The sequence below is a fragment of the Mycobacterium syngnathidarum genome (genome assembly GCF_001942625.1).
Taxonomy (GTDB): domain Bacteria; phylum Actinomycetota; class Actinomycetes; order Mycobacteriales; family Mycobacteriaceae; genus Mycobacterium; species Mycobacterium syngnathidarum.
Map to the genome: position 1 here is coordinate 143,922 of NZ_MLCL01000029.1, position 14,220 is coordinate 158,141.

Here is a 14,220-nt window from a genome sequence, read left to right on the forward strand (position 1 = left end):
TAGTCGTCGGGCGTGCTCTCGCTCACACGACGGGCAACCAACAGCCGCGATCGCGGCTGGCAGAATCGAACGATGACCGCGAAACCCCCGGCGACGACGCCTCGGCGCGGCCTTACCCCCGGCGAGCTTGCGCAGGCCTCGGTGATGGCAGCGCTGTGCGCGGCCACCGCGATCATCGCCGTGGTGGTGCCGTTCGCCGGCGGGCTTTCGGTCCTGGGAACGGTGCCGATGGGGCTGCTGGCCTACCGCTACCGGCTGAGGGTCCTGCTGGCCGCCACCGTCGCGGCCGGCACCATCGCGTTTCTGATCGCGGGCATGGGCGGCGCGATGACGGTCGTCGACTGCGCCTACATCGGCGGGCTCACCGGCGTGGTCAAGCGCCGTGGCCGCGGTACCGGCACGGCGTTCTGTGCGTCCATCGTGGCCGGTGCGCTGTTCGGAGCGGCGATCATCGTGGCGCTGACCGTGCTGACGCGACTGCGCAGCCTGATCTTCGACTCACTGAGCGCAGGTATCGAGGGAATCGCCAAGGTCCTCGATCGCATCCCGGTGCTGGACGCGGCGGCCGCACCGCTGCGCGCGACATTCGCCACCATGCTGGACTATTGGCCGCTGCTGATGCTGCTCCTCGGCATCACCAGCATCACCTCGGTCAGCATGATCGGTTGGTGGGCGTTGTCGCGCATCCTGGCGCGGCTGCTCGGCGTTCCCGACGTCCACAAACTCGATGGCGCCGACGAGGACGACGGAGCCACACCCGCACCGGTGCCTGCCCGGCTGACCGACGTGCGGTTCCGGTACCCGGGCGTCGAGCGTGACGCGTTGGGTCCGGTGTCGATGGAACTACAACCCGGCGAGCATGTCGCGGTGACCGGGCCGAACGGCTCGGGAAAGACCACCCTGATGCTCATATTGGCCGGGCGCCAACCCACGTCGGGCCGCATCGAGCGGGCCGGGGCCGTGGGGCTGGGCCGCATCGGCGGCACCGCAGTGGTGATGCAGCATCCGGAAAGCCAGGTGCTGGGGACCCGCGTGGCAGACGACGTGGTGTGGGGACTTCCCGTCGGCGCGACCGCCGATGTCGAGCGGCTGCTGGCTGAAGTCGGGCTCGACGGCCTGGCCGAGCGTGACACCGGGGGACTGTCCGGTGGCGAACTGCAACGGCTGGCAGTTGCCGGCGCGCTGGCTCGCGAACCCTCGATGCTGATCGCCGACGAGGTCACCAGCATGGTCGATCAGCAGGGCCGCGACACACTGATGAACGTCTTGTCGGGGCTGACCGATCACCACCGGATGTCCTTGGTGCACATCACGCATTACAACGACGAGGCTGATTCCGCCGATCGAACGGTGGCCCTCAGCGGCAACGGTGGCACCGCCGACAACACCGACATGGTGCAGACCTCCGCGGTGCCCGTGGCTGCGACGACCACCGCCCACCACAGCGCTCCGGTGCTCGAGCTCACGGGTGTGGGACACGAATACGCCAGCGGAACCCCTTGGGCGAAAACGGCTTTGCGCGACATCACGTTCACCGTCAACGAGGGTGACGGTGTCCTGGTGCACGGCCTGAACGGCTCCGGCAAGTCGACGCTGGCCTGGATCATGGCCGGGCTGACGGTTCCCACCTATGGCGCCTGCCTGCTCGACGGGGCGCCCGTGTCCCAGCAGGTGGGCTCGGTGGCGATCTCGTTCCAGGCTGCCCGCCTGCAATTGATGCGCAGCACCGTGGGCCGTGAAATCGCCTCGGCCGCGGGGTTCTCGGTGCGTGAGGACGCTCGCATCTCGGGCGCATTGGAGATGGTCGGACTGGATGCGGCGCTGGCCCAGCGCCGCATCGATCAGCTGTCGGGCGGTCAGATGCGCCGCGTCGTGCTGGCCGGATTGCTGGCCCGCTCTCCGCGCGCGCTGATCCTCGACGAGCCGCTGGCCGGACTCGACGCCGCCAGTCAGCGGGGGCTGCTGCGGTTGCTGGAGGATCTGCGGCACAACAACGGGTTGACCGTGGTGGTCATCTCGCACGACTTCACCGGCCTGGAAGGCCTGTGCCCGCGCACGCTGCACCTACACCAGGGTGAACTGGCCCTGGCCCCGACGGCCGCCGGAGGTTCCCGATGAGCGCCCCGGCACAGGGCCAACGCAAGCCCGTCGTGCTGCTGCGCCCGGTACCCGGCGACACCGTGATCCATCGACTGTGGGCCGGCACCAAGTTGCTGGGTGTGGCGGGCATCGGCGTGCTGCTGACGTTCTACCCCGGATGGGTGCCGATCGGGTTCGTCGCAGTGCTGATCCTGGTGACCGCGCGGCTGGCACGCATCCCGCGTGGCGTGCTGCCGTCGATCCCGTTCTTCCTGTGGATCTTGCTGCTGATCGGTGGTGCGCTGGCCGCTCTGGCCGGTGGCTCGCCGTTCGTCGACATCGGATCGGTGCAGGTCGGTCTGGGCGGGTTGCTCAATTTCCTGCGGATCACCGCGTTGTCGGTCGTGCTGCTGGGTCTCGGCGCACTGGTGTCCTGGACCACGAATGTCGCCGACGTCGCGCCGGCGGTGGCCACGCTGGGCCGCCCGCTGCGACTGCTGCGCATCCCCGTGCATGACTGGGCGGTGACGATTGCCTTGGCGCTGCGGGCTTTCCCGATGCTCATCGACGAGTTCCGGACGTTGTATGCGGCGCACCGGTTGCGGCCCGTCGAGCCGGCCGAGACGTTCCGGGCGCGGCGCAAACAACGCGTGGCCAACCTGATCGATCTGCTGGCTGCCGCCGTCACCGTGGCATTGCGCCGCGGCGACGAGATGGGCGATGCGATCACCGCGCGCGGGGGCGCCGGCCAGATCTCGGCAGCGCCGTCACGCCCTCGCCGGCGGGACTGGATCGCCTTCGCCGTCCTCGTCCTGGTCTGCGGCAGCGCCCTGGCTCTGGAGTTGACCATCCTGCCGACCAGCCTGCCCCGCCGCTGACCGCGGACCGGGACGTGACCTGGTCAGCCGGACCCCCGCGAGGATGATCCCGGCCGCGATCACCACGACCGCCAGCCACGGCAGGAGCAGGCCGAACAGCATCACCGCTGCTGAGGCCACCGAGACCAAGCCGTGCCACCCACGCTCGACTTGCCCCCAGAACCCCTGATACTGCGGGGCCGGGCCGCCGATCTGCTCGGCGGTGATATCGAGATTGACTGTGCTGTAGTCGATCTGATCGCCAAGCTGGGTCCGTTGCGCGCGCAGGCTGTCGAGGTCGGCCTGGCGCTGTGACAACGCCTGTTCTGCCTGGATCAACGCCTCGGGGTCCTTCGCGTCGCGCATGATTCCCAGCAGTCGGTCCACCGAGGTCTGCAGGGCGGTGATGCGGGCGTCGAGATCGACACGCTGTGATGTCACATCGTCGGCGCGGACCTCGACGGTCTGCACCGTGCCGAGTTTCTTGAACTCGTCGAGGGTGCCTTCGAGTTTGGCGGCTGGGACCCGAAGCGCCAGAGCGATGTGGGCCCGGCCGGAACTGGAGCCGGCGTCCTCCGAGCGGCTGTCGACCCGTCCGCCGGCATCGGTGGCCAGCGAGACGGCCTTGTCCGCTACCGCGGCCGGACTGCCGGTGGTGATCGACATCGATGCCGTCTTGACGATGTCGCGTTTGACCTCGGCGGGCACCGGCGCGGTCTTCATTCCCGGCCCGGCTTCCGGCGCCGGGGCCGCTGGGGCGAACCCGGCGTCGCTCTGGGGCGCGGCCGGCGCCGAGGAATTGGGTGAGTGACCGGCCGCGCAGGCCGGGGCGAAGGCCATGGTGGCCGCGGCAAACAGAGCGACCGTGATCCGGTGGCGGGATGCACTGGTGTGCTGGGGCATCAGCCCAATGTAGGCGAAGTGCGGGACGTCAGGGCCCGGGTTTTCTCCCGATCAGCGGGCCGCTGCGGAATTGGCCGCCCACTGCGCATCGGCCAGGGTCTTCTCGACATCGCGGCGGCCCAGGAACATTTCGTCGAAATATGGCTGGAGGGCTTGATATCCGGCCGGGAAGCCGGCCCCGCCAGGTGCTGGGATCCGCGGCCCGTTCAACACCCGGAAGAAGGGGCTGACGTCGACACCGCGCGCTTTCCAGTAGTCGTGGTAGACCGGCTGGGCGGCCAGCACGGCCGGGATGGCGGCACCTTTGACACCAAGGTATTCGTTGCCGCGCTTGCTGCCCATCCACGACAACACCGTGCGCACCGCATCCGGATGGCGCGTCGCCGAGTTCGCGGCTGCGGCAATGCCATTGGTGACGCTGACTCGACCTTTCGGGCCGGCGGGCAGCATCACCACCCCCCAACGGAAGTGCGCCTGATTCGCGATGGCCGCCAGGTTGTAGGTGCCAGACTGGAACAGCGCCATGCGGCCCTGCAGGAACATGTTGCGGGAGAAGTCTCCGTTGTTGTTGGTGGCCGAGGCCGGCGGGGCGACGTGATCGTCGTTGATCAGCCGAACCAGGTACTCGAAGGCCTCGGCGGCCTGCGGGTTGTCGAACGCGAAGCGGTCGCCGATGGTGAAAATGCCGCCCGCCGAGCCGATGTAGTTGAGGTAGATGCCTTGCAGGTCGTTGGCGGCGTTGTAGCCCCACTGCCGGACGCGCCCCACGTCGAAGCCGTCGGTGCCGGCCGCGTGGCCCTGCTCGTCGACGGTGAGCCGGGCGGCCAGCGACCGCAGCGTGTCGTCGGGTCCGTTGGACCAACGCAACGCGGTGAGTTCGGCGAGATCGACTCCGGCGGCGTCGAGTAGATCGGCGTTGAAGTACACCGCGATGCCGGCATCGGTCAGTTGCGGGACCGCCCACAGGGCGTCGTTGCGGGTGAACTGGTTGAGCACCGAGGGTTCCCAGGCGCGGGCGGCGTTGGCACCCAACATCTGTCCGATGTCGAGCAGCCGGCCGTTGTCGGCATAGCCGGCGAGGTAGGCGTTGGACAGCCAGAAAATGTCATCGGCGCTGCCACCGGCCACATCGGTGCGCAGGCTGTCGAAATAGGCCGAATACGCCACGGTGTTGACCCGCACCTCGATATCGGGGTGTTCCTTGCTGAACTCTGCGAAGGATTCCCGGTAGGCGGCCGCGACCTGAGGGTCCCACAGCCGCACGGTGACGACCGTGCGGCCTTCGTCCTGTTCGGTCGTGCGACCGAGCAGGACGGCGGCGACGAGCAGGACGGCCATGGTCAGAGCCAGGCCGGTGGCCAATGCCGTCGAGCGCCTCACGACGGTGTCCTGTCACGAGATCGACGCGAGGGTCGTCGAGGCGCTGAGTTCACAGCCCTGGTGTTGATCTCGGCGATCACTTGATGCCTGTCACGACGATCGAACGGACGATGTTGCGCGAGAACACGATGAACAACACGATCAGCGGCACGATCGCCACCGTGGTCGCCGCCATCACCAGTGTCCACTGCGCGTTGTGCTGCGACTGCAGCCCGGCCGTAGCGACCGTGAGCACCTGCCACTTGCTGCCGCTCGTGATCACCAACGGCCAGAGGAAGTTGTTCCATTGGCTCACCACTGTGATCAGCGCCAGCGTGACCAGAATCGGCCGGCTCGCCGGCAGTACCACGTGGGTGATGACGTCCAGCGTGTGGGCGCCGTCGAGGCGGGCCGCGTTGATCAGATCACGCGGAATGGTCCGAAAGTACTCGCGTAGCAGGAATATCGCGTACGGCGAGCCGAACATGAACGGCAGCACCAGCGCCCAGAAGGTGTTGCGCAGCCCCGCCTCGGCCATCATCAGATACAGCGGGACCACGGTCACCGTCGCGGGCACCATCAACGTCGCGAGGTAAACCCAGAACAGCGCGTCGCGGCCGGGAAACCGCAGCCGGGCAAAGGCATAGGCGGCCAGAACCGAGAACACCAGCTGGCCCAGCAGGATGACAGCGGTCATCAACGCGGTGACCACGACGGCGCGACCGAAACCGGCATCGGCCAGCCCGATGTAGTTCTCCAGCGTCGGCGGCTCGGGCAGCGACAGCGGGCGATCGGTGGCGAACTGCTCAGCGGAGGTGAACGAGGTGAGTAGCCCCAGGCCGAAAGGCAGCAAGGTGATCACAGCACCCAGGGCCAGCCCCACATAGATCAACGCGTTACGTGAGGTCATAGCTGATCCTGCGGCGGAAGTAGACGTGCTGAAGGAGCGTGATGCCGACGAGGATGACGAACAGCACGATGGCCATCACCGAGGCGCGGCCCACCGCTGCCGCGCCGAACGCCTCGGCGTAGATCCGGTGGGCCACCAAGTCCGTGCGACCTTGCGGCCCACCCGCGGTCAACGCGTAGACCGTGTCGAATACCTGCGCGGCGCTGACGATGCCGGTGACCAGGACGAAGAACATGGTCGGACGCAGCATCGGCAGGGTGATGTGGCAGAACCGCTGCCAGTCGGTGGCGCCATCGGTGCGGGCGGCGTTGTGCACATCGGCCGGGATGTTGAGGATGCCGGCCAGGAAGAACAGCGTCACATAGCCGACGTTGGTCCACACCACCACCGCCGACACCACCGGCAGGGCCAGCCCCGGATCGGTGAGCCAGTCCACCTGCCGACCGAGCACAGTGCTCAGCGCCCCGTCCGTGGGAGCCAGGATCCATTTCCACAACACCGCGATGGCCAGGGGCGCGCAGATCCACGGCAACACGTACACGGTGCGGAAGAAGCCGTTGCCGGGGAGTCCGCGCGCCAGCAGCGAGGCCGCGACCAGCCCCAGAACGGTTTGGGCCGGCACCACGAGTACCACGAACAGCAGCGTCACCCCCAGCGAGGTGGCGAACGAGGAATCGGTGAGCACCGACGTCCAATTGTCCAGCCCCACATACTCGATCGGGCCGAGCAGATCCCACCGCTGCAGGCTCAGCCAGACCACCACCAGCATGGGCAGTAACAGGAAGGTGACCACGCCGAACAGGCTGGGGGCGACGAGCGCGTACCCCAGTGCGGTCGTGCGGACACGCGAGGTGGCCATCGGGCCATTAAAGCGGTTCACGACCTGCGGACGCCACGCCGGGCAGGCGCAGCCCCACCTCAACGCCGAAAGCCTGCTGGGCAATCCCGATGCGGGCAGTTTGCTCAGATGACGTACATCACTTGACTGTTCCGGAATCGGAGACCCGGCTCTGCGCTTTTAGCAAGTAACAAACGCAGAGGACTGGGGGCCAACTCATGAGCACAGCGCAGCGTGTCCAACCGGGCGCTTCGATAACCAGGGCAGCGCAGTCCGTGCTGTTCACCGTGCTCGGCCTGGCCGCCCTGGCCTTCGCATCGGTGGCAGGTCCGATCGCCTCGGCCAATGCGGCCGACGCGTGTGCCGACGTCGAGGTCGTGTTCGCCCGCGGCACCAATGAGGCACCCGGCGTGGGTGCCACCGGCCAGGCTTTCGTCGACGCGCTCACCGCAGACCTACCCGGCAAGACGGTGGACGTGTACGGGGTGAACTACCCGGCATCGCTGAACTTCGGCCAGGCGGCCGACGGTGTCGCCGATGCCAGCAACCGGATCCAGTCCATCGCCGCCAACTGCCCGGCGACGAAGATCGTGCTCGGCGGGTACTCGCAGGGCGCCGCCGTGGCCGGTTACACCACCTCCAGCTCCGTGCCCGCCGGATTCGTCCTGCCCGCCGGTATCAGCGGTCCGATGCCGGCATCGATCGCCTCGCACGTCGCGGCCGTGGCCTTGTTCGGAACGCCGGACGAGTGGATCCTGGGCCTGGCCGATCGCAGCGCACCGCCCATCGCGATCGGGCAGCCCTACCTGGCCAAGACCATCCAGCTGTGTGCTCCCGGCGACCCGATCTGCTTCCCCGGTGGCCTGAACCGCGCCGCCCACAGCTCCTACAAGGACAACGGGATGGCAATCCAGGCAGCCGATTTCGCAGCCCGTCAGCTCGGCGGTGCGGCCCCCTCGGCGCCGATGGTGCAGACGGCAGGCGAGATCGGCGGTAACTGACGCCGGCACGACTGGCAGTCAGCTGCCGAGGCCTCGGAATCCGGCCACAGTGTCGGCCAGCGTGATTCGCGGATCCCGGTAGGTGATGCCGAAGTCGCGTTCGCTCGGTGAGTCGTCGGAAGCGGGCATCTGCGTGTAGTACTGCATCCCGGCTTCGGTGAACGGGGTCTGGAACGGCAGGAAGGGCCCCACCCGATCGAGTACCTGTCCGGCGACGCGCAATACGGTGTCGGGAACCGGGACGGCGAACATCGGCTTGTCGCCGACCTCGGTGAGCAGTTTGGCCAGTTGGTCCACCGGAATCCGATGCCCGCCGGCCATGTAGCGCCGGGGACCGCGACCCGGTTCCAGCAGGGCGACATGCAGGGCCGCCAGATCCCGGCCGTCGACGATCGTCCAGGCCGCACTGCGCCCCGGGATGGCGCCGAGTTGCAGTGCGGCCGCGACGCCCTCGCCGGCCTCGCCGAACTGATTGCCCACCGGGGGTCCCATCACCATGCCCGGATAGGTGATGTTCACCGGTGCGCCGGCGTCCTGCATTCCGCGCGCGTAAATCTCGACCTGTGCTTTGGACCGCCCGTAGCCGTCATTCCCGCCGAACACCGGTAGGTCCGCGTCCAGTGTCTCCACGTCGGGATTGAACAGTGCGGTAATGCTCGACACATGGATGATCGGATCGAGGCCGAGTTCTGCGGCGCCGCCGAGCACGTTCCGTGCGCCATCCATGTTGGTGCTCATCATCTGCGCGGTCTGGCTCGGATCGGTCGCGACCAATGCCGCACTGTGCAGCACGGCGTCGCAACCCTCGAGTGCCCGCAGGACCGAGTCGCGGTCGGTGATGTCGCCGACCGCATGATCGGAGATGTCGACGCCGAGCATGGCGACGCTGGTGTGCAGCCGGTCCGGGTTGCGCACCAGGAAACGAACGGAATGCCCGGCGTCGGCAATCGCTTTCGCGCTCCAGCCACCCACAAAACCGGTGCCACCAGTGACCATCACGCGCATGACGTCAAGCTAGTACGTCAACCAGTGCCGCTGTGCTGATTTGGTCGGCTCAGCCTCCGTGCCGTTTGGTCGGCTCAGCCTCCGTGCCGTTTGGTCGGCTCAGCCTCCGCGAAGCTCCGCGAGCTCCCTCATATTCGCCAACCCCTGCTCCTGCGCCTCATCGAGGAACTTCGGCAGTGGCGCCCGCAGTTCGGGCAACACCTCATGGTCGAGCAGGCCCTGCAGATCGGCCTGCTTGGCGCTGCGGCCCGCCTGGTTGTCGAGCTCTCGGCGTCCGGAATCGGTTGTGTAGTCGTACAACTCGTGATGGATCGGTTGCGAGGTGTCGATGTCCATCGAGCCGGGCTTCCAGTACGTGTACATACCGAGCTTGGCGTCTGTGGTCCGCACCGCGACGATGTGGCTGGGGGCCGAGGTGGGAATCTCGGTCGGTGGGCCACCGGAGCCGAAGAACTTCTTCGCCAGTGGGGATTTCATCAACGCGGCCATTTCCTCCACCGACATGTCGTCGGTGGCGTGCGCGATCCACGGCCGGCCCGATGCTGCCGCGTCGGCGGCGATCCCGGCGATGTCGGCACGGCTCGACAGGTAGGAGTACCGGGAGTCGGACCGCCACCCGGGCCCGCCGTGCGCGATGGTCAGCAACAGTGGAGCCAGGTCGGCACTGGAGGTCAGCTGTGTCCGCGTCGCGCCGGCCGATGGGGTCAGGTGACCGAACGGATCCCGGATGTACAGCGGCACCCGGATGCTCTCCTCATAGACCGCGGCGCCCTTGCCGCGCAGGCCGTGCGAGCCCGCGTACTCGCCGTGGTCGGAGGTGAACACGACGACAGTGTTGTCGTCGATGTCCGGTCGGGCCGCGAGAATGTCCAGCACCCGGCCGATCTGGGTGTCCACCTGTTGTTGCAGCCACAGGTACATGTCCAGGCATCGCGCCCACTGCGCGGCCGACTCGGGTCCGCTGTGGTCCATCGCACCCGTCATCAGTGGCGACATGAAATTCATGTAGTCGATCTGCAACTGCGGCTTGCCCCGGCGGCGCAGATCGTCGGCGGTCTCGAAGTTCACCGGCTTCGCGCTGAACACATGCGGAACATCGTGCGGTAGCGGGTTTTTCGGCCACCAGCAGATGTCATGGGGATTGACCAACGAAACCGTGGTGCACCAGGGGCCCTCGTTCGCGTGGGCGTCGAACCACCCGGAGAACTGGTCGACAATCGACGGATCCTGCTGCAGGCCCTGATTCGGTGCACCGTTGGGGGACGGGTAGGTGCCCCCGGAGAAGCCGTGCACGTCCAGCCCGTCGGGCGTGTTGTCCGCCAGGCTGCCCAGATGCCATTTGCCCCACCACCAGGTGCGGTATCCGGCGTCGCGCAGCATCGTTCCCCAGGTGGGAAACCGGGCGGCCAGGGTCGACTCGGTAGGTCCTTCGCCGGTGTACAGGCAGCCGGTCTGATGGGAGTAGAGGCCGGTGGTCAGCACGCCGCGCGATGGTGTGCACATGTTGGACGCGCTGTAATGCGAGCCGAACACCGTGCTGGCCGCCCGCAGGCGGTCCAGATTCGGCAGCAGCGCACCGAGTTGCTCGGTATCGGGGAACCACTGCGGGGCCCGCATCTGGTCCACGATGACGACGAGGATGTTGGGCTGGGCAGCCGCGCCCGGGCGGGGACGGCCGAGCAGTTCGTAGCCGCCCCATCCGGCCGCGGCTGCACCGGCGGCCGCCGCCGCACCTCCCAGGACTGTCCGCCTGCTGAGCTTCGTCATGTCCACACGGTATGCCTCGCTACGATCGGTCTGGTGTTGACGGCTCAAGATTCGGTGACCTGGGAGCCGCGGCGCATCGCCGTCGCCGGTACTACGGGATCAGGTAAGACCACGCTCGCCAAACGGCTGTCGCACCAGTTGGACCTGCCGTACGTCGAGATCGACAGCCTGTATCACGGGCCAGGATGGGAACCTCGACCCACGTTCGTCCACGAAGTCGAAGAGTTCATCGCGGCAGATTCCTGGGTGATCGAATGGCAGTACCGCGCCGTGCGCGGCCAGATCCTGGCGCGCGCCGACACGCTGCTGTGGCTGGACCTGCCGACTCCGGTCTCGATGCGTCAGCTGACGCGCCGCACCGTTCGCAGGCGTGTCGGCCGTGTCGAGCTGTGGAACGGCAACATCGAACCGCCGCTGCGCACAATCTTCACCGACCCGGACCACATCTTGCGCTGGGGCTTTCGCACCCGAAACAAGCTCCGCGACTCCATCCCAACCCTGGGGCCGCAGTTGCCACACCTGCACATCGTCCGATTCACCCGCCACCGCGACGTGGAGACCTGGTTGAGCCGGATTGCCCGCACCTGAACCGACTCGCCACCGCGGCGCCGCTACCGTGGGGGCGTGACAGCTCAACGACGCGTGGACGCCGACTTCCTGGAGCTGCCCCGGTCCGAGTTGGCTGACGCGGCGTTGTCCGCGGCAGCCGCGGCCGGCGCCAGCTATGCCGATCTGCGGATTCACCGGATCACCACCGAGATCATCCAATTGCGCGACGGTGAGCTGGAGATGTCGGTGGTCAACCGCGAGGTAGGTCTGGCCGTGCGGGTGATCGTGGACGGCGCGTGGGGTTTTGCCTCTCACGCCGAGCTGGCGCCTGAAGTTGCCGCGCAGACGGCGCGTCGCGCGGTGCAAGTGGCCACGACGCTTGCACCGCTCAATGCCGAGCGGATAGAGCTGGCCGGTGAACCGGTCTACACCGATGTGTCGTGGGTGTCCGATTACGTTGTCGACCCGTTCACCGTTCCCGCTGCCGACAAGATGGCCGTGCTGGGCGAGTACTCCGGTCGGCTGATGGCGGCCGACGGTGTGAACCACGTGTCGGCCGGAGTGCATGCGGTCAAGGAGCAGACCTTCTACGCCGATACGTTCGGATCCTCGATCACCCAGCAGCGGGTCCGGGTGATGCCGACGATGGAGGCGGTGGCCGTGGACTCGGCGGCCGGGTCGTTCGAGACCATGCGCACGCTGGCCCCGCCGACGGCGCGGGGCTGGGAGGCATTGGCTGGTGATGAGGTGTGGGACTGGACCTCTGAGCTGGCCGAGCTGCCGACGCTGCTGGCCGAGAAGAGCAAGGCGCCGTCGGTCGTCGCCGGGCCCACCGACCTGGTGATCGACCCGTCCAACCTGTGGCTGACCATCCACGAATCGATCGGGCACGCCACCGAATACGACCGGGCCATCGGCTATGAAGCGGCCTACGCCGGGACGTCGTTCGCCACCCCGGACAAGCTCGGCACCATGCGCTACGGCTCGCCGGTGATGAACGTGACCGCTGACCGAACGGTGGAGTTCGGTTTGGCCACCGTTGGTTTCGACGACGAAGGGGTGCGGGCACAGAGCTGGGACCTGGTGCGCGACGGTGTCTTCGTCGGCTACCAGCTGGATCGGGTGTTCGCCCCGCGACTCGGCGAGGCCCGCTCCAACGGCTGCTCGTACGCCGACTCGCCACATCACGTTCCGATCCAGCGGATGGCCAACGTGTCGTTGCAGCCCGGGCCCGAGGATCTCAGCACACAGGATCTGATCTCGCGGGTGTCCGACGGCATCTACGTCGTCGGGGACAAATCATGGTCGATCGACATGCAGCGGTACAACTTTCAGTTCACCGGTCAGCGGTTCTACCGGATCCGTGACGGTCGGCTCGACGGTCAACTGCGCGACGTGGCGTATCAGGCCACCACCACCGATTTCTGGGGTGCGATGGAAGCGGTCGGCGGGCCTTCCACCTGGCGCCTCGGTGGGGCGTTCAACTGTGGCAAGGCTCAGCCTGGGCAGGTGGCACCGGTCAGCCACGGCTGTCCGAGCGCGCTGTTCCGCGGCATCAACGTACTGAACACCCGGACGGAGGGCGGACGATGATCGGCGCGCAGCAGGTGGTCGACATCGCCTTGGGGGCAGCCGATCCCGGTATGGAAACCATGGTCTTGGTGACTGATCGATCTGACGCATCGCTGCGGTGGGCCGGTAACTCGATGACCACCAACGGTGAGACCATCAGCCGGACCATCACGGTGATCTCGATCGTGCGAAGCGGAGGCAAGGCACATGTCGGGTCGGTGCGCTCGACCGAGGTAGATCCGGCGGTGATCGGCGACTTGGTGCTCGCCGCGCAGCGTGCTGCCGCGGCCTCACCCGAGGCTCGCGACGCCGCAGCACCGTTGCCGGCCACCGGGGTGCCCGACGATTGGGACGCCCCGGTGGTGGGCACGGGTGCGCACGTGTTCGCCGGTATCGCCGATGACCTGGCCAAGGGCTTTGCCGGTTCCGACCAGCTCTACGGTTACGCCCGCCATGTCATGGAGACCACGTTCCTGGCGACCTCGACCGGCCTGCGTCGTCGCTACACCCAGCCGACCGGGTCGGTGGAGGTCAACGCCAAGCGGAACGGGGCGAGCGTGTGGACGGGGGTGAGTACCCCGGATTTCGTTGACGTGCGGGTGGATTCACTGCTCGACGAGTTGTCGCTGAAGTTGGGGTGGGCGGAGCGGACGGTCGAGCTGCCGGCCGGCCGCTACGAGACACTCATGCCGCCCTCGACGGTGGCCGACATGTTGATCTATCTGACCTGGGCCATGGATGGTCGTGGCGCGCAGGAGGGGCGCAGCGCGCTGTCGGCCCCGGGTGGGACGCGGGTGGGGGAGAAGCTCACCGATCTGGGCCTGACGCTGTACTCCGACCCGTTCGCAGGGGAACTCGCCTGCCAACCGTTTGTCGCGGTGCCGAGTTCCTCGGAACGGGTGTCGATCTTCGACAACGGCATGGACATCGGCCGGGTGGACTGGATTCGCGACGGGGTGGTCAATGCGCTGGCCTATCCGCGGGCGGTGGCCGCTGAATACGGCGCACCTGTCGCGGTTCCCGCCGACAACCTGCTGATGACCGGCGGCACAATCGAATTGGCCGACATGATCGCCGGCACCGAGCGCGGCCTGCTGCTGACCACACTGTGGTACATACGTGAAGTCGATCCGACCGTACTGCTGCTGACGGGATTGACCCGCGACGGTGTCTACCTGATCGAGGACGGAGAGGTGACCGCCGCGGTCAACAACTTCCGGTTCAACGAAAGCCCGCTGAACCTTTTGCGGCGCGCCACCGAGGCGGGGATCAGCGAGGTCACCCTGCCGCGCGAGTGGGGCGACTGGGCGACCCGGGCCTCCATGCCGACACTGCGGATCCCGGATTTCCACATGTCCTCGGTGAGCCAGGCCCAATGAG

Annotated in this window: 12 protein-coding genes; 6 read left to right on the forward strand and 6 right to left on the reverse strand. The window is 67.4% G+C overall.

The genetic code is table 11. The features are described from left to right. Positions 1–72 precede the first annotated feature (72 nt). Positions 73–2,118: an ATP-binding cassette domain-containing protein gene (locus BKG60_RS08615; RefSeq protein WP_070943417.1), complete on the forward strand. Its 2,046-nt coding sequence runs from the start codon at positions 73–75 to the stop codon at positions 2,116–2,118. Next, positions 2,115–2,957 (forward strand): energy-coupling factor transporter transmembrane component T family protein, encoded by an 843-nt coding sequence (locus BKG60_RS08620; RefSeq protein WP_070943416.1) that lies wholly within the window; start codon positions 2,115–2,117, stop codon positions 2,955–2,957. The genes BKG60_RS08615 and BKG60_RS08620 overlap by 4 nt, the downstream gene beginning before the upstream one ends. On the opposite strand, the gene BKG60_RS08625 is transcribed toward BKG60_RS08620, so the two are convergent. The 4 genes from BKG60_RS08625 to BKG60_RS08640 form a co-directional block, all read right to left on the reverse strand. Next, on the reverse strand, positions 2,847–3,776 hold the full coding sequence (locus BKG60_RS08625) for a DUF4349 domain-containing protein (protein ID WP_165688706.1): 930 nt from the start codon (positions 3,774–3,776) through the stop codon (positions 2,847–2,849). The two genes, BKG60_RS08620 and BKG60_RS08625, sit on opposite strands and share 111 nt — an antisense overlap. A gap of 114 nt (positions 3,777–3,890) precedes the next feature. Continuing rightward, positions 3,891–5,177 (reverse strand): ABC transporter substrate-binding protein, encoded by a 1,287-nt coding sequence (locus BKG60_RS08630; RefSeq protein WP_075909593.1) that lies wholly within the window; start codon positions 5,175–5,177, stop codon positions 3,891–3,893. 118 nt (positions 5,178–5,295) lie between these two features. Further along, entirely contained in the window at positions 5,296–6,108 is an 813-nt protein-coding gene (locus BKG60_RS08635) for a carbohydrate ABC transporter permease (protein WP_070943414.1), read from the reverse strand. Beyond that, positions 6,095–6,967: a carbohydrate ABC transporter permease gene (locus BKG60_RS08640; protein ID WP_070189125.1), complete on the reverse strand. Its 873-nt coding sequence runs from the start codon at positions 6,965–6,967 to the stop codon at positions 6,095–6,097. The genes BKG60_RS08635 and BKG60_RS08640 overlap by 14 nt, the downstream gene beginning before the upstream one ends. A 197-nt stretch (positions 6,968–7,164) precedes the next feature. On the opposite strand from BKG60_RS08640, the gene BKG60_RS08645 reads away from it, so the two are divergent. Continuing rightward, the gene (locus tag BKG60_RS08645; RefSeq protein ID WP_075909545.1) at positions 7,165–7,947 is read left to right on the forward strand and encodes a cutinase family protein; all 783 of its coding nucleotides are present in this window, start codon (positions 7,165–7,167) and stop codon (positions 7,945–7,947) included. 18 nt (positions 7,948–7,965) lie between these two features. On the opposite strand, the gene BKG60_RS08650 is transcribed toward BKG60_RS08645, so the two are convergent. Together BKG60_RS08650 and BKG60_RS08655 are read right to left on the reverse strand one after the other, a co-directional pair. Next, positions 7,966–8,952 carry an NAD-dependent epimerase/dehydratase family protein gene (locus tag BKG60_RS08650; protein ID WP_070943411.1) on the reverse strand — a complete coding sequence of 329 codons (987 nt, stop codon included), beginning with the start codon at positions 8,950–8,952 and terminating at the stop codon, positions 7,966–7,968. Positions 8,953–9,051: 99 nt separating this feature from the next. Continuing rightward, positions 9,052–10,719: a sulfatase-like hydrolase/transferase gene (locus BKG60_RS08655; protein WP_075909594.1), complete on the reverse strand. Its 1,668-nt coding sequence runs from the start codon at positions 10,717–10,719 to the stop codon at positions 9,052–9,054. 33 nt (positions 10,720–10,752) lie between these two features. Here BKG60_RS08655 and BKG60_RS08660 point away from each other — a divergent pair, with 33 nt between their 5' ends. The 3 genes from BKG60_RS08660 to BKG60_RS08670 are packed head-to-tail and all read left to right on the forward strand — an operon-like array spanning position 10,753 to position 14,219. Further along, complete coding sequence (locus BKG60_RS08660; protein WP_070943409.1) at positions 10,753–11,307, forward strand: P-loop NTPase family protein; 555 nt, start codon at positions 10,753–10,755, stop codon at positions 11,305–11,307. A 36-nt stretch (positions 11,308–11,343) separates the two neighbouring features. Then, on the forward strand, positions 11,344–12,861 hold the full coding sequence (locus BKG60_RS08665; protein ID WP_075909546.1) for a TldD/PmbA family protein: 1,518 nt from the start codon (positions 11,344–11,346) through the stop codon (positions 12,859–12,861). Then, positions 12,858–14,219, forward strand: coding sequence for a metallopeptidase TldD-related protein (locus BKG60_RS08670; RefSeq protein WP_075909547.1), 1,362 nt, complete (start codon positions 12,858–12,860; stop codon positions 14,217–14,219). Before BKG60_RS08665 ends, BKG60_RS08670 begins: the two co-directional genes overlap by 4 nt. Position 14,220 lies beyond the last annotated feature (1 nt).